The organism is Paracoccus actinidiae (assembly GCF_030863885.1).
In the GTDB taxonomy this organism is placed as follows: Bacteria; Pseudomonadota; Alphaproteobacteria; order Rhodobacterales; family Rhodobacteraceae; genus Paracoccus; species Paracoccus everestensis.
Window position 1 is genome coordinate 1,548,940 of the sequence record NZ_CP132956.1, and the last position, 25,638, is coordinate 1,574,577.

Genomic DNA, 25,638 nt, shown 5'->3' on the forward strand with positions numbered 1-25,638 from the left:
CTTTACCTGGGCGGGGCCATGGCGAGAACATTGTCTCCGGCCATGGCCTCGGCCATTGAAGGATCTCTGGCAATGTCATCGGCAAAGCCCAAGGCCTCCTCGTCCTCGGCATCGGGGAGGTCGCCATTGACCTCTTCATCGTCTGGCCAGACATCCTGGGAACGAAAGTCGCTGCCGCTATTGGACAGAGCCAGGCCAGCCGCCTGCCTATCCCGCGCAGGCAAGGCGGGCTTGCCCATAAGGGCCATTACACTGGGGACAATCGCCGTCGCATCGCCGCGCCCTATCCCCAGGCCGCCCAGTGATCGCAAGATATCCAAGATCGCATTCTCGCAAGCGGCGATATCGGCTGCCTGCAGCACAGCCTCGACCTGGGCTGGCGCGATCTCGGTTCCCAGGAACGAGGGAACATAATATCCATGCCGCAGCCGCGGAACCGCAAGCTCGATATTTCCCAGGCTGCTGGTCCAGCATAGCCGCCGAAAGCCATTGCGGCGGTTCGTGCGGCAGGGGGGGTGCATTTCCCCACGGCGCAAGCCGCAATGGGCGGCCACCTCCATGTCCATCAGGTGTTTTGCCAGCACGGCCAAAACCTCCTTGGACTGATGCGCCGGAGGCCTGAAAGTCGGGGACGGGACCATTCGATCTTCGGAGTGAACGGCGTCCAGGGAGCCTTGCGACATCGCCTCCCGGGTCAGCACCAGCAATGATTGCCGCTGGAAACGCGAGGCGGCAAAAGCCTGGACTGCCCGGCGCTTGATCAGCGGGACAAGCGCACCCTGTTGCAAGTCCCAGGGTGAATAGCAGCGCAATCCGGTGGCCGCTTCTGCTTCCCGAACTGCCAGCGGGGACAGCCCCAGTCGGCCACTGATGCCAAGCACCTTGCGGCCCGCTTTGACCAGTTCGTGATATCCGCAGATTGCACCCATGGCGTCGTAAGCCGCGAACGTGCAGCCCAATGACAACGAGCAGAGCGCCTCGTTGCGGATAAGCTGTGCGGTTTCCCTTTGCTGCAGGCCATCGGCAATTTCGATCACCGCCACTTGGCAGCCGGCCTCGGCCGCAACGTTTATCAGGCGGAACGCGCCCTTCACGATCTCGTCGATCGGGGCCAGGTAAGTGCTGGCAAACCCAGCGTCGGTAAAGTCAAGCGCGACATCCGCGCCTGCGTCGCGCACGATCCACATATCACCGCCGGCACCAGTGCCTGTGATCTTCAGAGCTGCAACTCGCAGCCCCAGGCGCTTGAAACCACGCACCAGCGACGTGGAGGTCAGCGTCTTGCCGGCATTCATCGATGTCCCCAAGGACAGGACCACCGGCATGTCCGGGGTCTTGTCCGGCGCATCGACGCGAAACTGCGCCAGGTTGATGCGTTTGCCAGCGGCATCGCCGACCAGGCCGATCGGCGTTATTTGGGTCGGCGGAAGCATCCGGGCATGCCGCGACAGTTCCGTTCCCGCGATGCCACCCGCAGCGACCAAGTCGCAAGGCGCCAGATCGTCACAAACCACCGCCTCGAACTGGTCCGGTGCATATCGGTTGCCATAACTCACGATAATCTCGTCGCCAGGAAACATATGGGCGCGGCGACCATCCGTCAGCTCCAGCTTGGTCTGTTTTCCCAAGACATCCACCCTGGCCAGGACAACGTCGCCTGCAGCAGGGCGGATATTCCCGCTGATCAATGTCAACATGGCGTCCCGAGGAATACGGCGCGTGCTGAAGGCACATTTTGCTTTGTTGATACGATAACTATTCAACTGGATAAGAGACACGGCCTTTCCTCCCATGGACTGGCTGTCTTTTTCAGGTTCCGCATAGATTCGGAACTTTGTCGCACTGTTGTATTAACCACGATTAACAATGCGAATCATGAAATAAATCAAGAAGAATAAAATGTGGTCGCCTTGCTTCCGAAAACGCCGCGATGACAAGTCTGGTCGTCGATTTCTTTTCCTGATTGCATTCTTAAATTTCGATCAATTTTTGGAAGAGTATATTGTTTGCCTGCAATGCGCAGCAATTCTTCGGATAAAAACATCCGGGTGTTTATTTTCCAGACGTTATTGCATTCAGCATCTCTGGAGACCGCATCATCTGCCCGCCGGCATGTCCGATCCCATCTGCCTTGACCAGGCGCCAGTTGAACGGCCAACCCTTGTTCTGCGCGGTGCGGCGGGCGGCCTCGAACACGTTCAGGCCGCGTTCCAGGCGATTTGCGCCCTGGCGCCGCGCAGGCCTGGTGGTGACCAGGTCCTCGTCGCCCGTATCTATCGTTCCCAAGAACACCGTCACGGGCGCGGCAAGATACGCGCGAAGCAATTCATCTTCGAGGATGTCATCATCGATGCGGTCGAAGCCATAGGGCGCATCTTCCTCGAGGTCGGGCCAGACATAGGTCGAGGGGTTGGCAATGACGATGCGCTTGGCCTCGGATGGGGGATCATAGGCGGCAACGCGAGACAGGAACTGTCCGCCGGCAGAATGGCCGAACAAATACGCATCGGCTTCAGGTCGTCCTTCCTGTTCCTGGGCCCAGTCGATAAGGTCATCCACCAGTCCCACGGTCCAGCTTTCCCGCGGCTGAACCTCTCCTTCATGCACAATCCCGCCACTTTGATACCGCCAGTTCGGAAAGCGATCCTTGTCGAATAAAGGTGCATAGATGGTCAGGCATGCCTTGTCGGCCAATGGGCGCGCGGCGTCACGATAGGATTGTGCTGTTCGCCCGCTGCCGTGAAAGACCAACAGGATGGACGGCAAGGCGCAGCCCGGCGGGCGATAGGTAAAGACCTCGATATCTTGTCCCGCGACCTTGGCGGTGGCGCGTCCTTCCCCGGATTCTGACGGCGCCCCATTGGAAGCCAGGCCGCCAAAAACTAAGATACCCAGCAGCGCGATCATGGCCGGTGCGATGGGATGTGCCATGAAGCGTTCTCCTGAATAAGCCTGGCAATGGGGTGATTTCGGTTTCACCAGGGATAAATGCCACCTGTCATGAAAGGCTTGCAAACAATTTGATTTCCCCAACGATGCAGAAAGGGTTGATACCCGGGTCTTGGCGGGTCCGCCCCCGGCTTGTCATTCCTGCCAGTTCTCGCCGACGGCCATCACAACGAGGCCTGGCGTCTCGCCGCTCCTTTCACTTCCTGCGCCTTGAAGATGTTGTGCATTTCAATCGGCCGAAATCGTTGTTTCATTTCCCTCAGTCCCGGACGGTTGTTGTCTGTCGAGTCGTTGAAATAGGTGAGGTTCGGCCAACTCATCATCATCTGGTGGCGCAGCGCGTAGGCAAGGCCCGGAAAGTCATGGTCTGCCACCGTAAGGAAAGCACAACCATAGTCCGAATTGATCGGTCCGCCGAATGAATAGGCACGAATGGCGCCGCCCGCCTCGAACACCTGGCCCTGCAGGCGGGTCAGCGGAAGTCCGGTAGCGCCCTTGAGGCAGTTCACCATGGCGCTGAAGCCTTTCGGCTCGACACCTTTCGACTGAAGCTGGCCACGGAACTTTCGATAAAGCGTCATGCAGCCGTCCTCATCTGCCTGGGTAAAGCGCCGCACCACCAGATCGCCATATTTCTTGACGCTGGACAGATACCTGCGAACTCTGGCGAATTCAGGCCCTTGCAATGCCACAACGGCTGCGCGGTCATAGATGAATTCCTGTTCGCGCAGGCTGAGGGAGAATCCATGGCCCGCCATCAAGGCCGCTTCCTTCTCTTGCACCCAGTCGATCCGGCTCGGGCGTCCTTTGTTGAATTCTTGCATTCGCGCCAATGCCCACTGCAAGGCGGTGGGCTGAAATGGGATGGGCGGCACATAAAGGCCCAAATCAAGGCCGGAACTCCGCTCCTGCAAGCCATAGACAAGAATGGACCCGGAAACTTCCTCGAACAAAAGAACACGGCGTTCCCTTTGGCCGCTGAAAAGCAACCGCGGAAAGTAATAATGATGGGATTTTATGTTTGCCTGCTCAATAGCGGCCTGAAAACGGTCGTGATGGTCGGCCCTGATAATGGTCAGATCCACACAAGCGGCAGGAATATCCAACACCTTCATGGTTCTACCCTTTACATTATGACTCACTACATCAGGGAGATGGCTACCATATTTAAGCTGTCCACTGGAAACAGATGATGACGCTGTTATGCAAGAAATCAAAGCCATTATAGGCTATGTCCCTGAATATCGCTTGCCTCGCTTTTACTGCGCCGGAAGCTACAGGTCGAAGCATAGGCATTGGGTTTCTAAGGCTTTCATACCGACGATTGAGTTCAAACTTGGCAGCTTGTGAGGAGATACGACATTTCCCTTGGCGTTGCACAGATGGAGTGCAGCGCAAGTGAACACGCAGCGGATACAGGAGTCCAACACTGTCTTGGACAGCTTCGGCAGCCTTGATCTCGGTCTTCGCATAAGCGGTTCGGGGTGCTTTCGAACCTGTGTTCTCGCGGTGTTTGGCAGGGCCGCACCTACACAACGGACGTCATTGCACAATGCCCACTAGGTCACATTCGCTTTATTCGGGTACAAGATCGCGGTGATCGTCTGATCCTTGCCACTCGGCGTCCATGCGTCGGCAGCAATACGCCCCCTGCCGACGGCGGCGATTGCCCTTGGTGTTTTCCTGGGAAATAACCCTCAGCGGCAACTGTAACGGAGACGGTAACGCTGCCTTTGTTACAACGAATGTCGGGTACTGCCGGGAAGCCGGAGTTTGCCTGCCTGCCAAGAGGCCAGTGCTGCGGGATATCTGATAACCCGCAGATGCTGTCTTTCAGCCTGGCTGGTCAGCCGCCTGCCGGGCTTTGGAATGAGTTCAGCGATGCCCTGGGGGGACAGGAACCTTTGCAGGAACAAAAGCTACTGCTTATTAATACAACCTTAAGTTGTTTATGATGTGCAGTATCGATTGCAGCAGTGTGGAGCCGTTTTCAGAAAATACGCGGTTTCATGTGAGTGGGGTCCAGCAAACCGCCCAGCTCGAAAATCTTGAAGGATGATCCAGGAATGACGTTGAATTTGCCTGCTGCTCCCTTGGGGAAACAGGAACTTACAGTAACTTATGATGGTACGCCGCTTAAGACCTTCACCTATCGCCCTGATGGAGAGATCAAGGGCGTGTTGCTGAATTTCCATGGTGCCGGCCGCAATGCCGAGGCCGCTCGCGACACGGCCATCAAGGTTGCGAACGAGCATGGACTGTACGTGGTGGCCCCGATGTTTGAGGAGAAGGACTTCTCGTCTTCCGACTACAATCGGGGCGGCTTGTTTTCCGCGAACGGCAAGCTCTTGCCAAAGGAAGACTGGACCGTCTCGCTTGTGGATGACATTGCCGAATGGGCCCACGCAAAGATCGGCAACCTTCCAGGAGCCGAAACCATCGCTTTTGGTCATTCCGCAGGCGCTCAGTTCCTGAGCCGTGTCGCAGCCTTTGGACCGGATGTCTTTGACAAGATGATCATTGCCAACCCGTCCACGCATGTCCGTGCCAGCCTGACCGAGGATATGCCCTATGGCTTCGACGGAAACATGACATCGGCCGAACAGGAAGCCTATCTCAGGGACTATCTGGCCGATCCGGTCACCATCTATGCAGGTTCGAAGGACAACGATCCGAACGCGCCACAACTGTCGGGCGGGTCCGCCGCAATGCGGCAAGGCGACGACCGCCTGGAGCGAGCCCATGTCGTGTTCAACGAGGCCAAGGATCTTGCCGAGGCCAAGGGATGGCAATTCAATTGGGAACTTGTCGTCGCCGAAGGGGTGGCCCATTCCGAGCGCAATATGCTCAACGCTCCCGAATTTCAGAAGGCGTTCGACGGACGCACGGGCGAGGACGCCCCTTCGATCTCTGTGCCGAGCAAGACATACGAATTTGAGACTTCAGCGGACTGGCACGGTTCGATCATCAAGGACTATGTCGAGGGCGATGTGTTCGACTTCAGCGGCATTGACGCGAACATGGGAAAAGCTGGCGATCAGGCATTTGATTTTCTTGGTGTTGCAGGCACGAAAGCCTTTACGACTGATGGCGCTCAGATCCGGCTGCGTCATTATGACGGCGATACCTATATCTATCTCAACACGGATGGAGATACCTTCTACGAGGCCAAAGGAAGGATCGAAGGCATTCACCAGTTGAGCGCGGACGACTTGCTGCTCTAGGCGCGAGCCTTTGGGGTGTCCTCCGCGCAAGCGCCCCACACGCTTCACGCCGAGAAGGCCGGTATCATCCCCACTGGAGCGAATGCCGGAAGCGCGCCTTCACGCCCGGCGAGGCATGGACAGCAGCCACAGGCAGGGCCGACACCGCCGGGGTGTCGGCCAACAAGCGGCGCGCCGACATCCAAGAGGCTTTCGCGATCCCCGCCGCGCCTTCATCTGCCTCAACCAGACTAGAAGGCGTGTCAGGTACTCTCCGGCCGGTCAGTATGGGGACAACGCTGCTTTCCGCCCGCAACAGATCCCGGTTACCATTTTCCTAATGTCCCACAGGTCTTATTGGCAGATTAGAAAACACCCGGAGACAAGGAAATGAAAGCCCACCAAACAATGACTTCTGCGGGTTCCAGCGCGGCTGGAAACGCCAGAATGGCGGAGAGGGTGGGATTCGAACCCACGGAACCCTTGCAGGCTCAACGGTTTTCGAGACCGCCCCGTTCGACCACTCCGGCACCTCTCCGCGCTTTGGGTGGTGAGGCGGGGATTTAGAGAGGTGGGGGTTGAAGCGCAAGTGGTTTTGTCGAAAAAAACACTTGTGCCAGAAAGGATATCTGATGCTGCGGTTCCTGAGTCTTTGCCTGATGATCGCCCTTGCCGGACCGGGCCATGCGCAGCCGCGTGCACCCCTTCCGCAGCACCAGCAGACAGCCGTTGCGGTATGGGAGGTGATGCGCCTGGACAACCTTGCGCCGATCCTGCGCGACGAGGCCGTGGCCGAAGGAACAGAGATGGCTGCGGCCATGTTCCCGCGTGGCGGTACCGGCCGCTGGGTGGATGGGATCCGCGCCATCTATGACCCTGCCCGGATCAGGACACTGTTCGTGGCGGGCATGGCGGCGGCAATGCCTGCGGCGCGCCCGGAGGATGTGCAAAAGGGTCTGGCCTTTTACGGGACCGTTTTCGGGCAGCGGGTGCTGGCGCTGGAGGCTTCGGCCCGCGTGGCGATGCTGGATGCGGATGTCGAGGCAACGGCCCGCCATGCCTTTGCCAGGGCGGTCCGGCAGCGTGACCCCCGGGCTGCACGGATCATCCGGCTGATCCAGGTCGCCGACTTGATCGAACCGAACGTGGCCGGTGGTCTGAATGCCGCCGTTGCCTTTTCCCGCGGCTTCCAGGCAGGCGGGGGCTTTGCGATGCCGTTGTCGGACGGCGAGATCGTCCGGGATGCCTGGGCGCAAGAATCGCGGTTGCGGGCGGATACCGAAGGCTGGATCGGCGCCTATCTGTTTTATGCCTATGCCGTGCTGGGGGACGCGGAACTGGATAGATACATCGCCTATGCCGGATCGGCCGAGGGGCAGGCCTTGTCGCGTCTGATGTTTGCGGGATTTGATGCGGTCTTTGCGCAGACATCCCATGACATGGGCCTGGCTGCTGCGGCAGAACTGCGGGGGCGCCAGCTATGAGCGACACGGTCTTGCTGGTGGGCATCCTGGCGCAGCCCGATATGCTGGATGTGTTTGGCCTGACAGGGGCGCCCGAAAGCCTGCCCGGCGGATTGACGGGTGGCGCGCGGGCGGGGATCGACCGCGACGCATGGCCCCGCCTGGCGGCAGGGCAGGGGACGGTTGCCGCGATGCGCGTCGTGCCGAATGCGGCGCTGGCCCGCTATGCGGCCGTGATGGGGCTGATGGCGCAGGACGGGATCCTGGGCCTGGGCCATGGCACCGCCGAGGGAGAGCCGCAGTCCTCCCTGGCCACAGCCATCGCGCGCCATATCCTCGCGATACCAGCCGGCCGGTCCCCAGATGACATTGCCGCGCGGTTGCCGATGATTGGGGTCGTGGCGGCGTCTGAACTGCGCGGGGCAGGCAGCCCTCATTCGGGCGCGCCATTGGTCGAGCCGCGGCTGCCGGGCGATGTGCAGATCATGTCGCGCGATGAAACCCATTCGGGTTTTTTCTCGGTCCAGGTCTGCCGCCTGCGCCACCGTACCCATGCAGGCGGCATGACCCCCGTCCTGCGGAGAGAGGCGCTTGTATCCGGCGATGCGGTTGTCTTGCTGCCCTGGGATCCGGTCCGGGATCGCGTCCTTCTGATCGAACAGCTGCGGATTGCACCCGTGGTGCGCGCCGATCCGCAGCCCTGGCTGCTGGAACCGATCGCGGGCCGCGTCGATGCGGGCGAAACGGTCGAGGATGCCGCCCGGCGAGAAGCGCGGGAGGAAGCGAACCTGACGGTGACGCGACTGTTTCCGGCGATCCATCATTATCCCAGCCCCGGCGTGCTGGGCGAATACCTGTATCTTTATGTCGGCATCGCCGATCTGCCCGACGGGATCGAGGGCGTGCATGGCCTGGAAGCCGAGGCCGAGGATATCCGCGGCCACCTGACCAGTCGCGCCCAATTGACCCGGATGGCAATGTCTGGGCAGGTGAAAAACGGTCCGCTGGCGATGATCGCGCTGTGGCTGGAGCTGCGGCACACGGCATTGCGTGCGGGACTGGGCATGGCCTGACCAGACGGCGGGGTTGTGCCTTGGCGGCGGTCCTGTGTAGGTAGCGCGGAACCCTAGCCTGACCGAAAGGTTGCTTGTTTATGCGAATTTGCCCTGACCTGGCCGACATGATCGGCAACACGCCCTTGATCCGCCTGCGCCATGCCAGCGAGGCGACGGGCTGCGAAATCTTGGGCAAGGCCGAATTCATGAATCCCGGCCAATCGGTCAAGGACCGCGCGGCGCTGTACATCATCCGCGACGCGGTGGCACGCGGAGAGCTTCGTCCCGGCGGCACCATTGTCGAGGGAACGGCGGGCAATACCGGGATCGGTCTGGCCCTTGTCGGTGCGTCGATGGGGTTCAAATCGGTCATCGTGATCCCGGAAACGCAAAGCCAGGAAAAAAAGGATATGCTGCGCCTGGCAGGGGCGACATTGGTCGAGGTTCCGGCCGCACCCTACAAGAATCCCAACAACTATGTCCGTTATTCCGGCCGCCTGGCCGAGGCCTTGGCCCGCACGGAACCCAACGGCGCGATCTGGGCCAACCAGTTCGACAACGTGGCCAACCGCCGGGCGCATCTGGAAACCACGGGGCCGGAAATCTGGGAACAGACCAACGGCAAGGTCGATGGCTTTGTCTGCGCCGTCGGGTCGGGCGGCACGCTGGCTGGGGTTGCCATGGCGCTTCAGCCCAAGGGCGTAAAGATCGGCCTGGCCGATCCCGAAGGCGCGGCGCTGCATTCCTTTTACACGACGGGGGAATTCGACGCGCCCGGAAGTTCGATCACCGAAGGCATCGGGCAGGGACGCATCACTGCGAACCTGGAAGGCTTCACCCCCGATTACAGCTGGCGCATTCCGGACGAGGAAGCCTTGCCCGTGGTCTTCGACCTTCTGGAATACGAAGGTTTGTGCCTGGGCGGATCGTCCGGCGTCAACGTCGCGGGCGCGATCCGCATGGGCCGAGATATGGGACCGGGCCATACCATCGTCACGATCCTGTGCGATTTCGGCAGCCGTTATCAGACCAAGCTGTTCAACCTGGATTTCCTGCGCGCCAAGGGGCTGCCCGTGCCCGGCTGGCTGACGCGCGAAGCGCCCGACATTCCCGAAGTTTACCAAGGCTGAACTGATGATCCGCGCGTTCCTGGCTGTCGTCCTGACAGTCCTTGCCCTTTGTATGTCGCCTGCCTGGGCGCAGGATCCTGTCCTTCCGAATTACGAAACCTGGGACAGGATCGCCACGCAAAGCGAACAGCTGGTCGGCAATGGCGACACAACCGCCGCGCAACTGAACGACATCCGGGCGCGCATTGTCGATTGGCGAAAACAGTTCCAGGATGCCCAGGGCGTCAACGCCGATCCGATCGCCACGATCGGAAGCCAGATCGCCGCCCTTGGTCCTGCGCCTGCCGAAGGTCAGACGGAGCCTGACGACATCGCTGCGCGCCGGTCGGAATTGCAGGCCCGGCTTTCCGAATTGCAAGCCCCGCGCCTTGCGGCGGTCGAGGCATTCAGCCGCGCCGATACCATCGTGCGGCGGATCGACCAGGCCCTGACAGAACGCCAGGTCATGGAACTTGCGCGGCTTTCTCCCTCGCCCCTGCTGCCTGCCAATTGGCTGCTGGCTGCGTCGGAAACGACGCGGCTGGTCAATGGCATCGTGGAAAACACCAGTCAGAGGATTGGGGAGCGGGCAACCTGGGGGGAATTGCGTCCGCGCCTGCCGCAGGTGGCCGGCTATCTGATTGCGGCGCTGCTGCTGTTGACGCTGGGGCGATACTGGGTGGACACGCTGCCGCAGCGCCTGTCAGCCCGGACCAAGGATTATTCGCGCGGGGTCGTGGCCTTTATCCTGTCGCTGGCGCAAATCGCGCTGCCGATGATCGGGGTTTACCTGTTGATCAGCGCCCTGACGGCGACGGGCATCTTTGGCCTGTGGACCCGGCCTTTCCTGGATGCGCTGCCTGCTGCGGGCGTGATCCTGTTCGGCAGTGCCTGGCTTGCACGGCAGTTGTTTCCCAACAAGTCGGTTGCCTATGACACGCTGAATGTCCCGCATGATGAACGCCAGAAGGCCCGTTGGCTGGTCAATGCGTTGGGGATGGCGCTGGCGGTCCACCACGTCGCCTCGGTCGCCTTTCTGCCCTTGTCGGGCCTGGCCGAACGCAATTCCCGCTTGCAGCGCGTGCCGCTGGACTTTGCGGAAGGCGGAGCCGTCGTCTGGCACTTCGCCCTGATCGTCATTGCCGCGGCCCTGCTGTTCAAGCTGGGCATGATCCTGCGCGGCCTGAAGCCCTGGGCGGATCAGTCCAACACCAGCTATCGCCATCGGGTGCTGTCGCTTGCGGGCACGCTGACCCGGCCCTTGGCCATTTTGGCGGTGATCGCCGCGGCAATCGGCTATGTGAATGTCGGCAATCTGCTGATCTGGCCCTGGATACAGTCGATGGCGCTGCTGGGCGTGCTGATCCTGCTGCAGGACTTTATCGCCGACGTCTTCAACATGCTCAAGCGCGGGCAGGAGGGGGCGCGGGACGGGTTGGCACCGCTGCTGATCGGGTTCGCCCTGGTGCTGCTGTCGATCCCGGTCTTCCTGCTGATCTGGGGTGCCTCGGGCAACGAACTGGTCGAATACTGGAACCGCTTCCGGCAGGGCCTTACCTTGGGGGGCGTGCGCCTGTCGCCGGGCGCGGTGCTGATGTTCCTGCTGGTCTTTGCCATCGGCTATTCGATAACGCGGGCGGTGCAGGGGGCCTTGCGCACATCCGTCCTGCCCAAGACGAAACTGGATGCGGGCGGACAGAACGCGGTCGTGTCGGGCATCGGCTATGTCGGCATCATCCTGGCCGCGATTCTGGCCATCACCTCGGCCGGGATTGACCTGTCGTCCTTCGCCATTGTTGCGGGTGCGCTGTCGGTCGGCATCGGTTTCGGGATGCAAAACATCGTGTCGAATTTCGTATCGGGCATCATCCTGCTGATCGAACGCCCAATAAGCGTGGGCGACTGGATCAGCGCAGGCGGCCAGCAGGGCATCGTCAAGCGCATTTCCGTGCGCGCCACATCGGTGGAGACTTTTGACAAGCAGCAGGTGATCGTCCCCAACAGCGACCTGATCAGCCAGCCGGTGATCAACTGGACTCGGCAAAGCAAGACGGGCCGGATCATCATCCCCATCGGCGTCAGCTATGGCACCGACACGCGCAAGGTCCACCGCATTCTCAAGGAAATCATCGAGGATCAGCCCCTTGTCACCATCGACCCGGCCCCTTCGGTGCTGTTCCGGGGCATTACCGTCGATGCGCTGAACTTTGAAATCCGCGCGGTGATATCCGACATCGGATCGGGCCTTGGCGTCACATCCGAGGTGTACCACCAGATCGTCGAACGGTTTGTCCAGGAAGGCATCGGGATGCCATTCACGACCCGCGACATCTGGAAGGACGGCGATCTGCCAATTGGAGACGAGGCCGAGGATCAAATCCCGGCGCAGGTGGCTCAGGTGGCGCAACGCGAATTGCCCGACGACGGCAAGTAAGCCCTCAGCGGCTGGCCGTGTCGATATCGGCCAGCCCTTCGCGCGACAGCAGGATCGCCACGGGTCGCAGCCAGGGGATGTGCCAGCAGACGATCATGACCGCCACCATGATCGGCACGGCCAGGAAAGCCCCTGCAATTCCCCAGATCGCCCCCCAGAAGGCCAGGGACAGGATGATCCCGAAGCTGGACAGTTGCAGCGTTTGCCCGGTCAGCATGGGATCCAGGATGTTTCCCACCACGAAATGAACCAGCAGGCAGGCAAAGCCCACTGCGATGGTCGCGGTCGAATCGCCGGTCAGCACAAAGGCCAGGGCGACCGTGATCCCCCAGGCGATGACCGAACCGATATTCGGGATGAAGTTCAAGACAAAGGTCAGCAGGGCCATGGCCATCGCCAGTTCCAGCCCCGCCACCACATAGATCAGCCAGACGGCTGCCCCGGTCAGCGCGCTGACGAAGGTCTTGACCACCAGGTAACGGTTCACCCGCCGCATGATCGAGGCCATGATCAGCCTGATCCGCACGGCCTGCGCCGGATCGCCCGTCAGCCGTTCGACCTTGACAGGCAGCCAGGTGCGTTCGGCAAACATGAAGCCCACGAACAGGATCACCAGCAGGCTGCCCGACAACAGCCCCGAGGCTTGACCCGCAAGCGAGCGCAGCCAGCCGGTGATGTTGAATTCCGTCAGCACGGCCAGCAGGCGGGTCTGGGCGTCGGGACCGAACCGCTCGATCAGCGTAGTCAGGGCGATCTGCACGGATTCGGTATAGGCGATGGCGCGGCCCACCACCTCGTTGATCTGGGACATGATCGTTGTGGACAGCCAGATCAGCCCAAGGGTGATGCCGATCAGCGCCAGCGTCGTTGCCAACCAGTTCGGAACCTTCAACCGCGAGGAAATGGCCTGGATCGCGTCCGTGGTCAGCGAGAACAGGATGATCGCAATGGCCAGGCAGATCAGCACGAAGCGCGCCTGGAACAGCAAAAACAGGATCAGAGAAAAGGCGATGATACCCAGGAACCCGGTCTGAAGCCGTTGGCGCAGCACGTCTTCGCTGGATGGGGTCAATCCGTTCCTCGCATGGAAAAAGGCCCGGCCAGCCGCCGGGCCTTGGTGTTTCAGCCTTCTGCCGCTTCTTCGTCGCCCTGTTCCGCGATGCGGGCCACGGACACCACTTCCTCGCCCGCGGCGGTGTTGAAGACCCGCACGCCTCCCGCACTGCGCGACCGGAAGCTGATGCCGTCAACCGGCACCCGGATGGATTGCCCGGTCGATGTCGCCAGCATGATCTGGTCGTCCATGTCCACCGGGAAGCTGGCGACCAGGGCGCCGCCGCGCATCGCCTTGTCCATCGCCATCACGCCCTGGCCGCCGCGCCCGCGCACCGGGTAGTCATGGCTGGAACTGATCTTGCCCGCGCCATTGGCGGTGATGGTCAGGATCAGATCCTCGGCCGCGGACATCTCGGCATAGCGTTCCTGGGTGATTGCGGCCTCGACCACGGCTTCCTCGTCCTCATCCGCCTCGGCGCCGTCGTCCAGGGCGCCTGCCACCGCGCGGCGCATCTTCAGATAGGCGGCGCGTTCGGCCGGATCAGCCTCGAAGTGGCGGATGACCGACATGCTGACAACGCGGTCGTCCTTGGCCAGCCGGACGCCCCGCACGCCGGTCGAATCGCGGCCCTTGAAGACCCGCACATCCGTCGTGGGAAAGCGGATCGCCCGGCCCGATGCCGTGACCAGCATCACGTCGTCATCGGTCGTGGCCATGCGCACGCCGACCAGTTCCACGCCTTCCGGCAGCTTCATGGCGATCTTGCCGTTCGTGCGCACGCTGGTGAAATCAGACAGCGCATTGCGGCGCACGTCGCCCTCCGATGTCGCAAAGACCGCCTGATAGCTGTCCCATTCCGTTTCCGGCGCATCGACCGGCATCAGCGCGGCGATGGAGACACCCGGTTCGATCGGCAGGATGTTGACGATGGCCTTGCCCTTGGCCGTCCGTCCGCCCAAGGGCAGCCGCCAGGTCTTCATGCGATAGACCATGCCGTCGGTGGTGAAGAACAACAGTTCGGTATGGGTATTGGCCACGAACAGCGTGGTGACGACATCGTCTTCCTTAGTCGCCATGCTGGACAGGCCCTTGCCGCCGCGACGCTGGCTGCGGAATTCTGCCAAGGCCGTGCGCTTGATATACCCGCCCGAGGTGATGGTGACGACCATGTCCTCGCGCTCGATCAGATCCTCGTCCATCATGTCGCCGGACCATTCGGTGATCTCGGTCCGGCGGGGGACGGCGAACAGGCTGCGCACTTCGCGCAACTCGTCGCTGATGATGCCCATGATCCGTTCGCGAGACCCCAGGATCGCCAGGTAATCGCGGATCGAATCGGCCAGTTGCTGCAATTCGCTGGTCACTTCCTGCACGCCAAGCTGGGTCAGGCGTTGCAGGCGCAGATCCAGGATGGCGCGGGCCTGGGTTTCCGACAGGTTATAGGTGCCGTCGTCGTTGACCGGGTGTAGCGGATCGTCGATCAGGCGCAGGAATTCCAGAATCTCGTGCGCGGGCCAGCGGCGTTCCATCAGCCGTTCGCGCGCCTCGGAGGCATCGGCGGATGACCGGATCGTCGCCACGACCTCATCGACGTTGCTGACGGCCACGGCCAGGCCGCACAGCACATGGCTGCGTTCGCGGGCCTTGCGCAGTTCGTATGCGGTGCGGCGTGCGACGACTTCCTCGCGGAAGCTGAGGAAGTAGGTCAGGAAGTCGCGCAGCGTCAGTTGTTCAGGCCGCCCGCCGTTCAGCGCCAGCATATTGCAGCCGAAACTGGTTTGCAGCGAGGTGAAGCGGAACAACTGGTTCAGCACCACATCGGGCGTGGCGTCCCGTTTCAATTCCACCACGACCCGCACGCCCTGGCGGTCAGATTCGTCTTGGACCGAGGCGATCCCCTCGACCCGCTTTTCCTTGGCAAGCTCGGCGATGCGTTCGATCAGGCTGGACTTGTTCACCTGATAGGGAACCTCGTCCACGACGATGGCCCAGCGGTCCTTGCGCAGTTCCTCGATATGCGTCTTGGCGCGGATGATGACGCTGCCGCGCCCTTCCAGATATGCCTTGCGCGCCCCAGACCGGCCCAGGATCAGCGCCCCGGTCGGAAAGTCCGGGCCGGGAATGATCTCCAGCAGGCGCTCGGTCGGCAGGTCGGGGTTCTCGATCAGTTCCAGCGTGGCATCGATCACCTCGCCCAGGTTATGGGGCGGGATGTTGGTCGCCATGCCGACGGCGATGCCGCCCGCGCCGTTGACCAGCATATTGGGGAAACGCGCGGGCAACACGGTCGGCTCGCGGTCCTTGCCGTCGTAGTTGTCCTGGAAGTCGACCGTGTCCTTGTCGATGTCCATCAGCAGGAAGTTCGCTGGCTTGTCCATGCGCACTTCGGTGTATCGCATGGCGGCGGGGGGATCGCCGTCCATGGACCCGAAGTTGCCCTGGCCGTCCAGCAGCGGCAGCGACATGGAAAAGTCCTGCGCCATGCGAACAAGGGCGTCATAGATCGCGGCGTCGCCGTGCGGGTGATACTTACCCATGACATCGCCCACCGGGCGGGCCGATTTGCGATAGGATTTGTCGGGCGTGTTGCCGGATTCGTCCATAGCGTAGAGGATGCGCCGATGCACCGGCTTCAACCCGTCGCGCAGATCCGGGATTGCCCGGCTGACGATGACCGACATCGCGTAATCCAGATAGGATGTCCGCATCTCGGCGCTGATGTCGATGACCGGACCGTCATGGGGCATCACGGTCCGCGTCGCGGCGCCGTTTTCATCGCCTGCCTCGGGGGTGTCGGACAAGTCGTCTTCAGGGGTGTCGGCCACGGGATTTCCTCAACATCTTGTTGGGTTACATATAGGTGATGTGGCCGGTGGGGGCAATGTTTGCGGGGGGATTTGGCGGGTGAAACCCCACCTTAGGCCCGTTTCGCCGCCACCCCCCAGACCACCGCCAGAATGCCCGAAAACACCGCGTTCCAGGCGGCCATCGACAGGCCCAGGAACCGCCAGGCCACCTCGTCGCAGCGCACCACGGGGGTGGCGTTCAGCCGGGTCAGCAGATCCTGCGCGGACATGGTCGCCAAGTTTCCCACGGTCCCCGAACAATGCGTCGGTCCCGCCCACAGCTTCAGTTCAACCCCGGTGTGATAGATCGCAAGGCCCATGGCGACGCCAGCCGCGACCATGCCCAGGATGGCCAGGCCGCGTACCCTGCCGGTCCACCAGACCAGCACCGCGACTGCGATGGCAGCGACATGGGGCCAGCGTTGCAGGATGCACAATTCGCACGGAGCATAGCCCGCCGCCTGAAAGCCAAGCGCGGCGATCAGCAACCCCGCCGATCCAGCCCCGGCCAGCAGGGAAAGGTGTCGTCCGTCCATGGTGCACTCGTCCTTGTTTTGCCCTGTGGATCGTCCCCCGGAACGCCCGCGTCAAGCGCCTTGCGATCTTGTCGCGCCGCTGTGATCATCGGGCCATGCGGGGTTCGTGGAACCTGTGGCACGGCCCCGTGTTTTGGTCTGGAAGGCCGTTTCGGCCAATGGGGGATCACGGCTCATGCAATGGCGGGGACGGCGCGGCAGCAGCAATATCGAGGATCGGCGCGGCATGGGCGCCGCAGGGGCGGGGGGCGTCGGCATCGTGGGGATGCTGGCGATCCTGGCCGTCGGCTATTTCTTCGGCATCGACATCAGCCCGGTCGTGCAGGGGCTTGACCAGGGACAGTCCCGCCAAGGCCAGCCCCTGACCGAGGAAGACCAGCAATGGGGCGAGTTCGTATCCGTCGTGCTGGCCGATACCGAGGAGGTCTGGGGCCCGCTCCTGCCGGAACAGGCGGGCATCGACTATGTCGACCCGCGCCTTGTGCTGTTCAGCGGCGTTGTCCAATCGGCCTGCGGGGGCGCGTCGTCGGCCATGGGACCGTTCTATTGTCCGGGTGACCAGCGGCTTTACCTGGACACGGATTTCTTTGACATGATGGCCAGCCGCATGGGCGCGGGCGGCGATTTCGCCTATGCCTATGTCATCGCACACGAGGTCGGCCATCACGTGCAGAACCTGACCGGAACCCTGGCCGAGGTGAATCGCCTGCGCTCTCAGGTCAGCGAAAGCGACGCCAACCAGATATCCGTCCTGACCGAACTTCAGGCCGATTGCTATGCCGGTATCTGGGCGCGCCAGGCCCAGGATCGCTTCGGAACGCTGGAACAGGGCGATCTGGAGGAAGCGATGGGTGCGGCACAGGCCGTGGGCGACGACGTGATTCAGTCGAACGCCGGCCGGACCCCGGTTCCCGACAGCTTTACCCACGGCAGCGCGGCGCAGCGTCAGGAATGGCTGATGCGCGGCTTCAATTCGGGCGACATGGCCCAATGCGATACGTTCCAGGCAGCGGGGCGGTAACGCCCCAAGACAGGAGAAAGACGATGCTGACGATCATGATGATCCTGACAATCGGCTTAGGCGCGGCCGCGCTGCGCCAACACCGGGCGCAGCCTGTCAGGGCACGGGTCCGCTGACCTCTCGCGGGATGCGGGGGGCGCGGCCTTCCTCCAGGCGCGCCCAGTCCGGCCACAGGTTCAGCCATTCCAGGGCGGCAATGGCCAGTCCTGCCGCGACCACCAGCAGCACCAGGCGGACCATCCGTGCGCTTGGCGGGTTGCGCGCCCATTTGGACGCCCGCAGCAGCCAGATCAGGTTGTTCATGGTCGTTGCCTTTTGCTAGATCGGGGCGACTCGATCAAAAACCCGGTCGCGTGACAAGTCCGAACCCTGCGAGATACCATTGCCCCACCATCAGGATACCCGCGACCTTCCCTACAGCGCCCGGCAGATGTTCGACCTGGTTGCCGATATCGAAAGCTATCCCCAGTTCCTGCCCTGGAACAGCGCCGCCCGCATCCGGTCGCGCGAAACGCGCCCCGACGGGGCCGAAGAAATCGCCGCCGACCTTGTGATCAGCTTCAAGGTGTTTCGCGAACGCTTTGGCAGCCGCGTGGTGCTGTGGCCCGCCGATCCCGCCACGGGCGCGCTGAAGATCGACACCGAATATCTTGACGGTCCATTCAAATATATGCGCAGCGGCTGGATCTTCACCGACCGGCCCGGCGGCGGATGCCATGTCGAATTCTTCGTGGATTTCGAATTCCGCAATGCGCTTTTGCAAAGGCTGATCGGCGTGGTGTTCCACGAGGCCATGGTGCGGATCGTGCGCGCATTCGAGACGCGGGCAAAGGTGCTTTACGGGGCGGGGTAGGGCAGGCAGTGGGGTGGGTTCCACCCCACCATCCTATGACAGTGCCGCCTTCAAATCCTCGGCCCGATCGGTCCTTTCCCAACTGAACGCCGTTCCGCGGTTCAATTGATACGGCTGCCGCCCAAAATGGCCATAGCTGGCCGTGGAGCGATAGATCGGGTGCAGCAGGTCCAGGTCGCGGATGATCGCAAAGGGCCGAAGGTCGAAAACCTCGCGCACGGCTGCCACGATCTTGTCATGTGCCACGGTTTCGGTCCCGAAGGTGTTCAGCGAAATCGAGGTCGGCTGCGCCTCGCCGATGGCATAGCTGACCTGGATCTCGCAGCGGCTGGCAAGGCCGGCGGCCACGATGTTCTTGGCGACCCAGCGGCCGGCATAGGCGGCGGAACGGTCCACCTTGGAGGGATCCTTGCCCGAAAAGGCGCCGCCACCGTGGCGCGCCATGCCGCCATAGCTGTCCACGATGATCTTGCGGCCGGTCAGCCCGCAATCGCCCACCGGCCCGCCGATCACGAACTTGCCGGTCGGGTTGATGAAATACTTGGTCTTGTCGCTCAGCCACTCGGCGGGCAGGACCGGCTTGATGATCTCCTCGATCACGGCCTCGCGCAGGTCGGACAGCGTGATTTCGGGATTGTGCTGGGTGGACAGGACCACCGCATCGATCCCCTCGGGGCGGCCGTCCGCACCATAGCGCAGCGTGACCTGCGACTTGGCGTCCGGGCGCAGCCATTTCAGCGTGCCGTCGCGGCGGACCTTGGACTGGCGTTCCACCAGCCGGTGCGCATAGGTGATCGGCGCGGGCATCAGCACGTCGGTTTCGTCCGAGGCATAGCCGAACATCAGCCCCTGGTCGCCCGCGCCCTGATCTTCCAGATTTTCGCGGTCGACGCCCTGGTTGATCTCGGGCGACTGCTTGCCGATGATGTTGATGACCGAACAGGTCGCGCCGTCAAATCCCACGTCGGACGAGGTGTAGCCGATTTCGTTGATGACGCCGCGAACGATGCTTTCCAGATCGACCCAGGCATTCGTCGAAATTTCGCCCGAAATGATGGCGACGCCGGTTTTGACCATGGTCTCGCAGGCCACGCGGGCGCGCGGATCCTCGGCCAGGATGGCGTCAAGGATGGCGTCGGAAATCTGGTCGGCAATCTTGTCGGGATGGCCCTCGGACACGGATTCAGAGGTGAACAGTGAATATTCCATGCATCAATACCGGTAATGATCTGATTTGAAAGGGCCTTCGGGCGTCACGCCGATATAGTCGGCCTGTTCGCGCGACAGTTCTGTCAGCTTTGCCCCGACCTTGTCCAGATGAAGACGCGCGACCTTTTCATCAAGCGCCTTGGGCAGGATATAGACGCCGGGCGCGTATTCGTTGCCCTTGATCCACAACTCGATCTGGGCCAGGACCTGGTTGGTAAAGCTGGCCGACATCACGAAGGACGGGTGGCCCGTGGCATTGCCCAGGTTCAGCAGGCGGCCTTGCGACAACAGGATGATGCGGTTGCCCGAGGGCATCTCGATCATGTCCACCTGATCCTTGATGTTGGTCCATTTGTGGTTGCGAAGGCTGGCCACCTGGATTTCGTTGTCGAAATGGCCGATGTTGCCGACGATGGCCATGTCCTTCATCTCGCGCATATGCTCGATGCGGATCACGTCGCGGTTTCCGGTGGTGGTGACGAAGATGTCGGCGGTGGCGGCCACGTCTTCCAGCAGCACGACCTCGAACCCGTCCATGGCGGCTTGCAGGGCGCAGATCGGATCGACCTCGGTCACCTTCACACGCGCACCGGCACCCTGCAGAGAGGCCGCGGAACCCTTGCCCACGTCGCCATAGCCGCAGACTACGGCGACCTTGCCTGCCATCATCGTGTCGGTGGCGCGGCGGATGCCATCGACCAGGGATTCCTTGCAGCCGTATTTGTTGTCGAATTTCGACTTGGTCACGCTGTCGTTCACGTTGATCGCGGGGAAGGGCAGTTGTCCGCGCTTGTGCAGGTCATAAAGACGATGGACGCCGGTGGTCGTTTCCTCGCTGACGCCCTTGATGGCCTCGCGCTGCCGGGCAAACCAGCCGGGGGTTCCCGCGATGCGGCGGCGGATCTGGGCGAATAGGGCTTCTTCCTCCTCGCTGGTGGGGGTGTCGATCAGGCCGGTCTCGCCCGCCTCGACCCGCGCGCCCAGCAGGACATACATGGTGGCGTCGCCGCCATCGTCCAGGATCATGTTGCAGGTGCCTTCCGCGAACTGGAAGATCCGGTCGGTATAGGCCCAGTATTCGGCCAGCGTCTCGCCCTTGACGGCAAAAACCGGCACGCCGGAGGCGGCGATGGCCGCCGCCGCATGGTCCTGGGTCGAATAGATGTTGCAGGACGCCCAGCGGATATCGGCGCCAAGGGCCGTCAGCGTCTCGATCAGAACGGCGGTCTGGATCGTCATGTGCAGGCTGCCCGCGATCCGCGCGCCTGCCAGGGGCTTTGCCGCGCCATATTCCGCCCGCAATGCCATCAGGCCGGGCATTTCCGTTTCGGCGATGTCCAGTTCCTTGCGGCCGAAATCGGCCAGGGCAATGTCGCGGATGATGTAATCGGTCACGGCGGTTCGTCTTTCGTCTGCTGTGGTTGGGGATGGGATAGCCCAAGCCCGCCACGACCGAAAGCGAAAATACCCTGCCTGCACCTGCCGGTTCGGACAGGGTCATTGCGGCTGCGGCGGAACCCCAGTATCCGCCGCAGCCCGGAGAACGGCAGTGCGCTGCACGTTCCCCGTCGATGCGACAAGCCTTCGCGGCGGTCGGCACGGGCCATCCCGTCCTGCCGCAGGTTGTCAGAAGAATCTGAAAATTTGATTAAGCCGATGTCGGGTGGCGGCTGCGACCGGGCACGGGTTGAATAGGCAACGGTGAAACGCCGTCCGGGGCCTTGGACGTCAGCCCCGGGACAGGGAATGCTTGGCCGAGGCGCGGGCGATCCGCTTGACAAAGTCCGCAAGCGCCTGTTCAGCGGCCTCAAGGGGGGTGCGGGCCGGCAGCCAGGCATCCACCCGGCCATCGACCACCATTTGCGCCAGACCATGGGCAAAGATCCGCGACGACAGGACCAGCCTGGGGATGTCCTCGTCATCGCGCAGGCGACCGGCAGTGCGGGCGCGTTCCAGCATCCGCGTCATCAGGTCAACGACCGAATCAAGATATCGGCGAAGTTCCGGAACCTTGTCCGCGTTCAGCGTCGGGTGGCTGGAGATAATGCGAAACTGGACACTGTGATCCGCAGCCCAGCGGATGTAGGCGTTGCCGAGCGCGAGGAACTGCCCCACCGCATCGTCGGGGTTGATCTTGACGACCGCCTTTGTGCAGGAATCCATGAGCCTGATCAGCGCCTGCTCTGCCACGGCGATCATCAGGCTGTCATCGTCGGGAAAGATACGGCGCAGGGTGCCGGGTTCGGCGCCGATCCGGCTGGCAACCTGGTCCAGCCCCGGATTGCGCTTGCCCAGGTCGACCATCATTTCCAGGGCCGCGACGACGGCTTGGCCGTGCAGCCCCAGTCCCTTCATGATGTCGTCATGTCTGCTCACGTTCAGATCCTGGTCCACAAGGCTCATGTCGAGCCAAACCAACGGACGTTCCGCCCGTTGTTCCTTCCCGTACAGGAACCGATCACATTCCTTGCAGTTCCCTGCCGCTGCCCGGAACCGGCGGGCGAATGCCCGGACGGCTGCATGAACAGGAGTGCCGGACAAGGCGACGAAACCGGATGACCAGATACCACGAACATGCGCCGACGATCCCGACACGGGCTCCACCATTCAAGGATACCACGCGGCCGGGCGGCTGCGAACCTCGCTAAAACGACAGGTTGACGTGGGGGAAGCTTATGCCTCCGCCCGTGCCTGACGCTTGCGTTCGTGAGGGTCTAGGTGGCGCTTGCGCAGGCGAATGTTCTTGGGCGTCACTTCGACCAGTTCGTCGTCGTCGATATAGGCGATGGCTTCTTCCAGCGACATCCGCACCGGCGGCGTCAGGCGAACCGCCTCATCCGTGCCCGAGGCGCGGACGTTGGTCAGCTGCTTGCCCCGCAGGGGGTTCACTTCCAGATCGTTGTCGCGGGAATGTTCACCAATGATCATGCCCTGATAGATCTGTTCCTGCGCGCCGATGAAGAACTTGCCGCGATCTTCCAGCTTCCACAGCGCATAGGACACAGAAACGCCGTTTTCCATCGAGATCAGCACGCCCTGGCGACGCCCCTGGATCGGTCCCTTGTGCGGAACCCAACCATGAAAAATGCGGTTCAGGACGCCGTTGCCGCGCGTGTCGGTCATGAATTCGCCGTGATAGCCGATCAGCCCGCGCGACGGCACATGGGCGATGATCCGGGTCTTGCCGACGCCTGCCGGGCGCATGTCCACCATCTCGCCCTTGCGTTCGCCGGTCAGCTTTTCGATGACCACGCCGGTATAATCATCGTCCACGTCGATGATGACTTCCTCGACCGGCTCCAGCCGCTGGCCGTCTTCCTCGCGATAAATGACGCGCGGACGGCTGATAGACAGTTCGAATCCTTCGCGGCGCATATTCTCGATCAGCACGCCCATCTGCAATTCGCCACGGCCGGACACGACAAAGGCGTCGCCGCCCGGCGTATCCTCGACCTTGATGGCGACGTTGATCTCGGCCTCGCGCATCAGGCGCTCGCGGATGACGCGGGACTGGACCTTTTTGCCGTCCTGACCGGCCAAGGGAGAATCGTTGATGCCAAAGGTCACGCTGATGGTGGGCGGGTCGATCGGCTGGGCGGGCAGGGCGGTGTCCAACTCCGGCGCGGCGATGGTATCGGCGACCGTGGCCTTGGACATCCCCGCAAGCGTCACGATGTCGCCTGCCTGCGCCTCGTCGATCGGGGTCTGGGTCAGGCCGCGAAAGGCCAGCACCTTGCTGATGCGGAACTGCTCGATCCGCTCGCCGTCGCGCGACAGGGCCTTGACGGTATCGCCCGCCTTGGCGCGGCCCGCCTCGACCCGGCCGGTCAGCAGGCGGCCCAGGAAGGGGTCGGCCGACAGCGTGGTCGCCAGCATCTGGAACGGTTCACCAACGCGCGCGATCTGCTTGGGCGGCTGGACATGGCTCAGGACCAGGTCGAACAGCGCCGACATATCCTTGCGCGGGCCGTCCAGCGTCGCATCAGCCCAGCCGCCGATGCCCGAGGCATAGACATGGGGGAAATCCAGCTGTTCGTCGCTGGCACCCAGGTTCGCAAACAGGTCGAAGACATCGTTCAGCGCATTGTCAGGTTCTGCCGCAGGCTTGTCGACCTTGTTCAGCACCACGATGGGGCGCAGCCCAAGCGCAAGCGCCTTGGCCAGCACGAACTTCGTTTGCGGCATTGGCCCTTCGGCGGCATCGACCAGCAGGCAGACGCCATCGACCATGGACAGGATCCGTTCGACCTCTCCGCCGAAATCGGCGTGGCCGGGCGTGTCCACGATGTTGATGCGGGTGCCCTTCCATTCGACCGATGTCGCCTTGGCCAGGATGGTGATGCCCCGTTCGCGTTCGATGTCGTTGCTGTCCATTGCCCGTTCGGCGACGGCCTGGTTTTCGCGAAACGACCCCGACTGGCGCAACAGCTGATCGACCAGCGTCGTCTTGCCGTGGTCAACGTGAGCGATGATGGCGATGTTGCGGATATCCATGGGCGACCTTTGTGATTTGCGGTGGCCCTAAACAATCACAGGCCAAAAGGCCAGATGAAAACTGGGCAAGGCGGATGGGCTGAATGCCACGAAAAACCCCGCCACGGGCTTGTGGCGGGGTCGATATAACCTTTGACGACAGGGGTCAGCGGTTGCGGATGCCGCGATGCAGGCCAGACCAGACGCGGCCTTCGTCGCGATCCCGTCCGCCGCGGATGGCGGAAAGAAAGGCCACAGCGCCCGCGATCAGGGTCGATGCGGCCAGCAGGAACGCCGACCAGACGGCGGCGCTGCGGGCAGCCTCGGCCGCGTCGATGGCAGCCTGGCGGGCTTCTTCAAGGCGCTGTTCGGCCTCTTGCTGCAGGCGCTGCGCTTCGGCTTGCGCCGTATCCAGGGCCTCTTGGGCCTGGGCCTGGACATCGGCCAGGCGCTGCTCGGCCTCGGCCCGCAGATCCTGCACCTCGGTCACGGCCTGGTCGACGCGGGCCTCCACCTCTTGCGGGGAAAGCTGGGTCCGGGCAGCCACGGCGCGCACCAGATAGTCGCGGTCTTGCTGGGGCAGTTCGCCGGTGCGCAGAACGGTGCCGACAATGCCCGCGATCTCGCCACGGATCGCCTCGTCCGAGAAGGCGTTGGGGGCGGTTTCCTGCGGGCGCAGCAGGCGGTTTGTGATGTAATCCATCGGGTTCTGCTGCATTCCTTCAGGCAGCATATCCTGCAGAGTGTCGCCGCCTGCGGCCTCGTCCGCGCCTTGCAGGGCACCGCCTGCCGCCTGGCCCGCGCCGCTGATGACGCCGCCTGCGACCTGGCCCACGCCGCCCGCAACGCCGCCTGCCAATTGGCCCGCCCCTTGAAGGGCACCGCCGACGGCGGATCCGCCAGCCTCGATGGCGGTGCTTGCCGCCGATCCCACGGCGCGCACGCCGCCCGACACGATGCCAATGGTCAGCATGGCACCGACCAGCGTGCCGATGGCCCAGACGGTCAGGCCATGGACGCCGTCACGGGCATGGGTTTCATCGGCCGCGATGCCGGAAACGGGGGTGCGCATCTGCCCGGCGACATAGCCGCCCAGGGCATAGGACGCCAGCGTGCTAAGGAATGCGAACAGGCCAACCAGGATGCTGGCGAATGTCCCCAGCCCTTCGCCCGGTTCCGCTGAAACCGACCCCAGGCCGATGGCGGCGGTGAATCCTGTAAAGACGACCATGGCCCCTGCGGCGATGGCCGCGCCCGACAGGATCGCGGGCCAGTCCATGATGCTGCGGGGCGGGGTCGCGTCGGGGGTGATGCTCATGTCGGATCAGCCTTGTGTGGGCCGCGCTTCAGCGAAGGCCAAGGAAGGACAGGATGAACAGGACGACGACCACCAGGCCGACAATATAGATGATGGAATTCATGGGTTGTCT

19 protein-coding genes and 1 tRNA gene are annotated in these 25,638 nt (G+C 62.6%); 7 read left to right on the forward strand and 13 right to left on the reverse strand.

Annotation, left to right across the window (positions count from 1 at the left end; all coding sequences use genetic code 11):
- Positions 1 to 2: 2 nt before the first annotated feature.
- The 3 genes from Q5701_RS07840 to Q5701_RS07850 all read right to left on the reverse strand — a co-directional run bounded on the left by Q5701_RS07840 (position 3) and on the right by Q5701_RS07850 (position 4,064).
- Positions 3 to 1,778, reverse strand: coding sequence for a transposase (locus Q5701_RS07840; RefSeq protein WP_306754713.1), 1,776 nt, complete (start codon positions 1,776 to 1,778; stop codon positions 3 to 5).
- A gap of 274 nt (positions 1,779 to 2,052) precedes the next feature.
- On the reverse strand, positions 2,053 to 2,931 hold the full coding sequence (locus Q5701_RS07845; protein WP_306754714.1) for an alpha/beta hydrolase: 879 nt from the start codon (positions 2,929 to 2,931) through the stop codon (positions 2,053 to 2,055).
- 182 nt (positions 2,932 to 3,113) lie between these two features.
- The gene (locus Q5701_RS07850) at positions 3,114 to 4,064 is read right to left on the reverse strand and encodes a phosphatidylglycerol lysyltransferase domain-containing protein (RefSeq protein WP_306754716.1); all 951 of its coding nucleotides are present in this window, start codon (positions 4,062 to 4,064) and stop codon (positions 3,114 to 3,116) included.
- Positions 4,065 to 5,015: 951 nt separating this feature from the next.
- On the opposite strand from Q5701_RS07850, the gene Q5701_RS07855 reads away from it, so the two are divergent.
- Positions 5,016 to 6,173: an alpha/beta hydrolase gene (locus Q5701_RS07855; protein WP_306754717.1), complete on the forward strand. Its 1,158-nt coding sequence runs from the start codon at positions 5,016 to 5,018 to the stop codon at positions 6,171 to 6,173.
- A gap of 427 nt (positions 6,174 to 6,600) precedes the next feature.
- Here Q5701_RS07855 and Q5701_RS07860 read toward each other — a convergent pair.
- Positions 6,601 to 6,690: transfer RNA gene (locus tag Q5701_RS07860), tRNA-Ser, on the reverse strand.
- Positions 6,691 to 6,784: 94 nt separating this feature from the next.
- Here Q5701_RS07860 and Q5701_RS07865 point away from each other — a divergent pair.
- From Q5701_RS07865 to Q5701_RS07880, 4 genes are all read left to right on the forward strand, one after another.
- Positions 6,785 to 7,636 (forward strand): hypothetical protein, encoded by an 852-nt coding sequence (locus Q5701_RS07865; RefSeq protein ID WP_306754718.1) that lies wholly within the window; start codon positions 6,785 to 6,787, stop codon positions 7,634 to 7,636.
- Positions 7,633 to 8,688, forward strand: a complete 1,056-nt coding sequence (locus Q5701_RS07870) for an NUDIX domain-containing protein (protein WP_306754719.1) — start codon at positions 7,633 to 7,635, stop codon at positions 8,686 to 8,688. The genes Q5701_RS07865 and Q5701_RS07870 overlap by 4 nt, the downstream gene beginning before the upstream one ends.
- An 80-nt stretch (positions 8,689 to 8,768) precedes the next feature.
- Positions 8,769 to 9,800 (forward strand): cysteine synthase A, encoded by a 1,032-nt coding sequence (locus tag Q5701_RS07875; RefSeq protein ID WP_306754720.1) that lies wholly within the window; start codon positions 8,769 to 8,771, stop codon positions 9,798 to 9,800.
- 4 nt (positions 9,801 to 9,804) lie between these two features.
- The gene (locus tag Q5701_RS07880) at positions 9,805 to 12,213 is read left to right on the forward strand and encodes a DUF3772 domain-containing protein (protein WP_306754721.1); all 2,409 of its coding nucleotides are present in this window, start codon (positions 9,805 to 9,807) and stop codon (positions 12,211 to 12,213) included.
- Between the two features lie 4 nt (positions 12,214 to 12,217).
- Here Q5701_RS07880 and Q5701_RS07885 read toward each other — a convergent pair whose 3' ends face one another.
- From Q5701_RS07885 to Q5701_RS07895, 3 genes are all read right to left on the reverse strand, one after another.
- On the reverse strand, positions 12,218 to 13,285 hold the full coding sequence (locus Q5701_RS07885) for an AI-2E family transporter (protein WP_306754722.1): 1,068 nt from the start codon (positions 13,283 to 13,285) through the stop codon (positions 12,218 to 12,220).
- Between the two features lie 50 nt (positions 13,286 to 13,335).
- Entirely contained in the window at positions 13,336 to 16,071 is a 2,736-nt protein-coding gene (gyrA, locus tag Q5701_RS07890; RefSeq protein WP_373568652.1) for a DNA gyrase subunit A, read from the reverse strand.
- 116 nt (positions 16,072 to 16,187) lie between these two features.
- Entirely contained in the window at positions 16,188 to 16,652 is a 465-nt protein-coding gene (locus tag Q5701_RS07895) for a disulfide bond formation protein B (protein ID WP_234855290.1), read from the reverse strand.
- Between the two features lie 175 nt (positions 16,653 to 16,827).
- Here Q5701_RS07895 and ypfJ point away from each other — a divergent pair, with 175 nt between their 5' ends.
- Positions 16,828 to 17,673: a KPN_02809 family neutral zinc metallopeptidase gene (ypfJ, locus tag Q5701_RS07900; protein ID WP_306754723.1), complete on the forward strand. Its 846-nt coding sequence runs from the start codon at positions 16,828 to 16,830 to the stop codon at positions 17,671 to 17,673.
- A gap of 96 nt (positions 17,674 to 17,769) precedes the next feature.
- Here the strand turns inward: ypfJ and Q5701_RS07905 are convergent, their stop codons facing one another.
- Entirely contained in the window at positions 17,770 to 17,976 is a 207-nt protein-coding gene (locus Q5701_RS07905) for a hypothetical protein (RefSeq protein WP_234855292.1), read from the reverse strand.
- A gap of 79 nt (positions 17,977 to 18,055) precedes the next feature.
- Between Q5701_RS07905 and Q5701_RS07910 the strand changes: the two genes are divergently transcribed.
- On the forward strand, positions 18,056 to 18,526 hold the full coding sequence (locus tag Q5701_RS07910) for a type II toxin-antitoxin system RatA family toxin (RefSeq protein WP_306754725.1): 471 nt from the start codon (positions 18,056 to 18,058) through the stop codon (positions 18,524 to 18,526).
- A 33-nt stretch (positions 18,527 to 18,559) separates the two neighbouring features.
- On the opposite strand, the gene metK is transcribed toward Q5701_RS07910, so the two are convergent.
- From metK to Q5701_RS07935, 5 genes are all read right to left on the reverse strand, one after another.
- Entirely contained in the window at positions 18,560 to 19,735 is a 1,176-nt protein-coding gene (gene metK, locus Q5701_RS07915) for a methionine adenosyltransferase (RefSeq protein ID WP_306754726.1), read from the reverse strand.
- Positions 19,736 to 19,738: 3 nt separating this feature from the next.
- Positions 19,739 to 21,130 carry an adenosylhomocysteinase gene (ahcY, locus tag Q5701_RS07920; RefSeq protein WP_306754727.1) on the reverse strand — a complete coding sequence of 464 codons (1,392 nt, stop codon included), beginning with the start codon at positions 21,128 to 21,130 and terminating at the stop codon, positions 19,739 to 19,741.
- Positions 21,131 to 21,463: 333 nt separating this feature from the next.
- The gene (locus Q5701_RS07925; protein ID WP_306754728.1) at positions 21,464 to 22,138 is read right to left on the reverse strand and encodes a TetR/AcrR family transcriptional regulator; all 675 of its coding nucleotides are present in this window, start codon (positions 22,136 to 22,138) and stop codon (positions 21,464 to 21,466) included.
- A gap of 270 nt (positions 22,139 to 22,408) precedes the next feature.
- A complete protein-coding gene (typA, locus tag Q5701_RS07930) occupies positions 22,409 to 24,229 on the reverse strand; it encodes a translational GTPase TypA (protein WP_306754729.1) in 1,821 nt (606 codons plus the stop codon).
- Positions 24,230 to 24,374: 145 nt separating this feature from the next.
- The gene (locus Q5701_RS07935; protein ID WP_306754730.1) at positions 24,375 to 25,526 is read right to left on the reverse strand and encodes a hypothetical protein; all 1,152 of its coding nucleotides are present in this window, start codon (positions 25,524 to 25,526) and stop codon (positions 24,375 to 24,377) included.
- Positions 25,527 to 25,638: the final 112 nt, after the last annotated feature.